This is a genomic window from Fusobacterium sp. (genome assembly GCF_030528405.1).
GTDB lineage: Bacteria > Fusobacteriota > Fusobacteriia > Fusobacteriales > Fusobacteriaceae > Fusobacterium.
Genome location: NZ_JAUMYY010000016.1, coordinates 1 through 3,222 on the forward strand (window position 1 = coordinate 1; position 3,222 = coordinate 3,222).

At 25.6% G+C, this 3,222-nt stretch carries 7 protein-coding genes; 2 read left to right on the plus strand and 5 right to left on the minus strand.

The annotated features are described in order from the left end of the window. Positions 1 to 119 precede the first annotated feature (119 nt). The 3 genes from Q4A58_RS03890 to Q4A58_RS03900 form a co-directional block, all read right to left on the minus strand. Entirely contained in the window at positions 120 to 524 is a 405-nt protein-coding gene (locus Q4A58_RS03890) for a type II toxin-antitoxin system HicB family antitoxin (protein ID WP_303116712.1), read from the minus strand. A gap of 31 nt (positions 525 to 555) precedes the next feature. Continuing rightward, entirely contained in the window at positions 556 to 738 is a 183-nt protein-coding gene (locus Q4A58_RS03895; protein ID WP_303116714.1) for a type II toxin-antitoxin system HicA family toxin, read from the minus strand. Positions 739 to 914: 176 nt separating this feature from the next. Beyond that, the gene (locus tag Q4A58_RS03900) at positions 915 to 1,289 is read right to left on the minus strand and encodes a helix-turn-helix domain-containing protein (RefSeq protein WP_303116715.1); all 375 of its coding nucleotides are present in this window, start codon (positions 1,287 to 1,289) and stop codon (positions 915 to 917) included. Positions 1,290 to 1,451: 162 nt separating this feature from the next. Between Q4A58_RS03900 and Q4A58_RS03905 the strand changes: the two genes are divergently transcribed. Then, on the plus strand, positions 1,452 to 1,679 hold the full coding sequence (locus Q4A58_RS03905; RefSeq protein ID WP_303116716.1) for a hypothetical protein: 228 nt from the start codon (positions 1,452 to 1,454) through the stop codon (positions 1,677 to 1,679). A 67-nt stretch (positions 1,680 to 1,746) separates the two neighbouring features. Beyond that, positions 1,747 to 1,941, plus strand: a complete 195-nt coding sequence (locus tag Q4A58_RS03910) for a hypothetical protein (RefSeq protein WP_303116717.1) — start codon at positions 1,747 to 1,749, stop codon at positions 1,939 to 1,941. Here the strand turns inward: Q4A58_RS03910 and Q4A58_RS03915 are convergent. Together Q4A58_RS03915 and Q4A58_RS03920 are read right to left on the minus strand one after the other, a co-directional pair. Beyond that, complete coding sequence (locus Q4A58_RS03915) at positions 1,921 to 2,640, minus strand: hypothetical protein (protein WP_303116719.1); 720 nt, start codon at positions 2,638 to 2,640, stop codon at positions 1,921 to 1,923. The genes Q4A58_RS03910 and Q4A58_RS03915 overlap by 21 nt on opposite strands. Positions 2,641 to 2,772: 132 nt before the next feature. After that, positions 2,773 to 3,000 (minus strand): helix-turn-helix transcriptional regulator, encoded by a 228-nt coding sequence (locus Q4A58_RS03920; protein ID WP_303116720.1) that lies wholly within the window; start codon positions 2,998 to 3,000, stop codon positions 2,773 to 2,775. Positions 3,001 to 3,222 lie beyond the last annotated feature (222 nt).

Consider the following 3,222-nt stretch of genomic DNA (forward strand, 5'->3'; position numbering starts at 1 on the left):
TTTCAGAAATGAAGACTTGAAATTCATTTTATAATTTCCTTAGGAATAAAAAAATCCTCTTTAATTTTAAAGTTGAAATTAAAGAGGATTTTATTTAATAATTTGATTTTTATAAAAAGCTATTGTAAAAAACCTAATTCTTTTTTTAAAGCACTGACTAAAAGTGCTGAGCAATTTATATTTTTCTTTTTTGCTATTTGATTTAACCATCTTGGTATTGTGATATTTTTTCTTTCCATTTTGTTGTAATATTCATCTCTGTAAGGAGGTAAGTACGCTTCTATCAATTGAACAAAAGAATTTTTTTCTAGTTTAGATGTATAAGGAATAGTTGCTTTAGGAATTTCTTCACCTTGTTCTTCAATGTAGCTTATATATCCTGCTAGGCAATCTTTTGCCATGTGCAGGGCATCTTCTAAATTTTCTCCTTGAGTATTTGCTAAAGGAAAATCTGGAAATTCAATCCAGTAAGTATTATCTTCTTCTAAATGGAAGATTGCAGGATAAATATAAATATCTTTCATATTATCAACTCCTTTTTAGAGAAAGGAGGGGTTATTTAACCCCTGCTTCCTTTAAGATTTTATGATATAACCCTTTGCCTATATCTTTGTTATGTCTTGGAACAGAAAGGGCTACTCCGTTCTTAACATAGATATAATGGCTGCCCCGAGTTCTATCATATTTCCACCCATTTGCTTCAATTAGGCGGATGAGGTCTTTAAAGTTTGTACCCATATGGTTATCACCTCAACATTATTATACACATTATTAGTGTGTATGTCAAGGTTTTTTATTAATTTTTAAAATTTTTTATAAAAATTAGGAGTGTTCTTCATAGAAGTTCACTCCTTACAAAAACCCTTAATTTTTAATTGTATTTCACTTTAACATTATTTTTGTAAAATCTTAGGCTAAATTTTATTATATCCTTCTTGTTGCGAATATTCTAAGAAAGACAAAAACTCTTTTATTTTCTTTTTTTGTTCTTCATTTAGAAAACTTATATTTAAAGTTTCAATTTCAATATCCTTTTTTCTATATTTTTTTTCTGCTGTTTTTAAAAAATCAGGAATATTCATGAATTTTTCGTACTCAATAATTTCAACTATTTCTTTTTCACTTAATATTTTTTCTAATATTCCTAACATTCTTTCTGAAACCCTTTTAGTATCATTTTCTAAAAACCTAACAAATGTTTGAGACACATCTAATATTTCAGCAAATTTTTCTATTGTAAGTTTATTTTTAAGTCTGTAATCTCTTAAAACTTCCCCTGTTTTTCTCATGACTTCCCTCCTTACAACCATAAAGATTTTAATATTTTTAATTATTTTTAAAGTATATTACAAAAAATTTATTTGACAAGAAATCAGTTTGGTTATATTATACACCTAACAGGTGCTTTTTAAAACTTGTTAGGTTTATAAAAATTATTGGAGGCGAAAATTATGGAAAAAAATGTCTTGAGTAAGTTTGTAAAAACCTTAGAGAGTGAAGGGAAGTTAAATTGTGAATCTCTAAAATTAGAAATAGTTTTCAGAGAAAACTTTAAATCTATTTTAGAAAATCCTAATATCCCTATTGAGCAAAAAGTAAAGTACGAAAATTCTTTTGAGGATCTTTTAAACGCAATCAAGGAAGATTATTTTGAACTTGGCTTTTTAGCTAAAAAGTAAGCTTGTTCAAATAGTGTGGTCTGTAGAAATACAGACTATGCTACTAAATAGTATAGGAGGTATAGGAATGTCTGCACAACAAAAATTTATATTATTAATTTTAATTGCTAGATGTTTTGATTTAAAAGAAAAATTGGGATATGCATCAGAAAAAGCATTGAAATTTCATCAAGAACTTCAAAAAAAAGAAGCCCAAATAGCTTTCTATAAGGGCTTTTACGATGGAATTATGAAAAACAAGCTATTTAACAATCTTTTCTAATTCTTTAATTTTTTTTATTGCATCAGGATGCTTCATTAATTCTTTAAAAAATTCTAATATGATTTCATCTTCAGATTTTGAAAAAGATTGTGCTTTATTTGAAAAAAATTTTAAAAGCTCTAATGTAACTTGATTTGATGAAGCTACAGCTTTATTTTCTTTACTTAAATCTTCAATTTTCCCATAAATATTTAGCAATGAGTTAAATATTTTTGCTAATGTATCATTTTCAGCTTTAGAAGAGTTTTCTTTTTTTTCTGAAGTAGTAAAGTTTAGAAGTTCTATATTTTCTTTTAATGATTTTTTAAATTCTTCTGCTGCTTCAACATCTAAATCATAATCATAAATTCTAGTATTTGCAATATCAAAAGGTATTTTAACATCTTTATTTTTTATAAAAATTAATGGTTTTCCTAAAGCCGCTCTATATCCACTTTCATAGAAACAATTTGGATTATGCTCTGTAATATCAGAAATAACAAGCTCAGCTTCATTTAAATGCTTGAAAATCTCTTCAGTTATAGAATTATTATGAGAAACTTTATCTATTCTTATAAAATTAAAGTTTAATTCTTTACATACAGGATCAATTAAATATTTCATTAATTTATCTGAACGCTTTCTAGTGTCAGAATTTTCTTCAGATATAGGACAAACAATAAAACAAGTTTTCTTTTTTTCAATTTGATTTTTTTCCATAAAAATTTCAACTCCTTAAAATAAATTTTTACACAAAAAAAAGATTAATTCAATCTTTGAGTAGTATGGTTCATAAGCAACTTTCCCCAAAGTTCTTCATAACTTATGGACTGTACTACTGAAAGATTAAGATTAATCTTCTGTACTATCTGGGACATATTCAATCAAGTCCCCTACTGTGCAATTAAAGAATTTACATAATTTGTTAATCATCGCTAAGCTAACTGTATCAACTTTATTGTTGTTATATAACTTAGTTAATGTATCCCTACTGACTTCTATTCTTCTAGCAAGTTCAGTAACGGATTTGATTTCTTTATCAAGCATTCTATATGCTAATTTTGATTTTAACAATAACATCACCCCTTTCTAGCCAATTATAGCATAAAAAAAATATGTTTTAAATACTTCTTGTTGGTTATAAACTACAAATTGTTGTTGACAATATATATTATAGTATGCTATAAATAGTTTATGAACAATTAATAGTTTTTTATAGACTACTAATTGCTGATTAAAAAATTTTTAAAAAATATTAAAAAATTTAAATATATTAGACCAAAATAAAAAATATAATTTCAA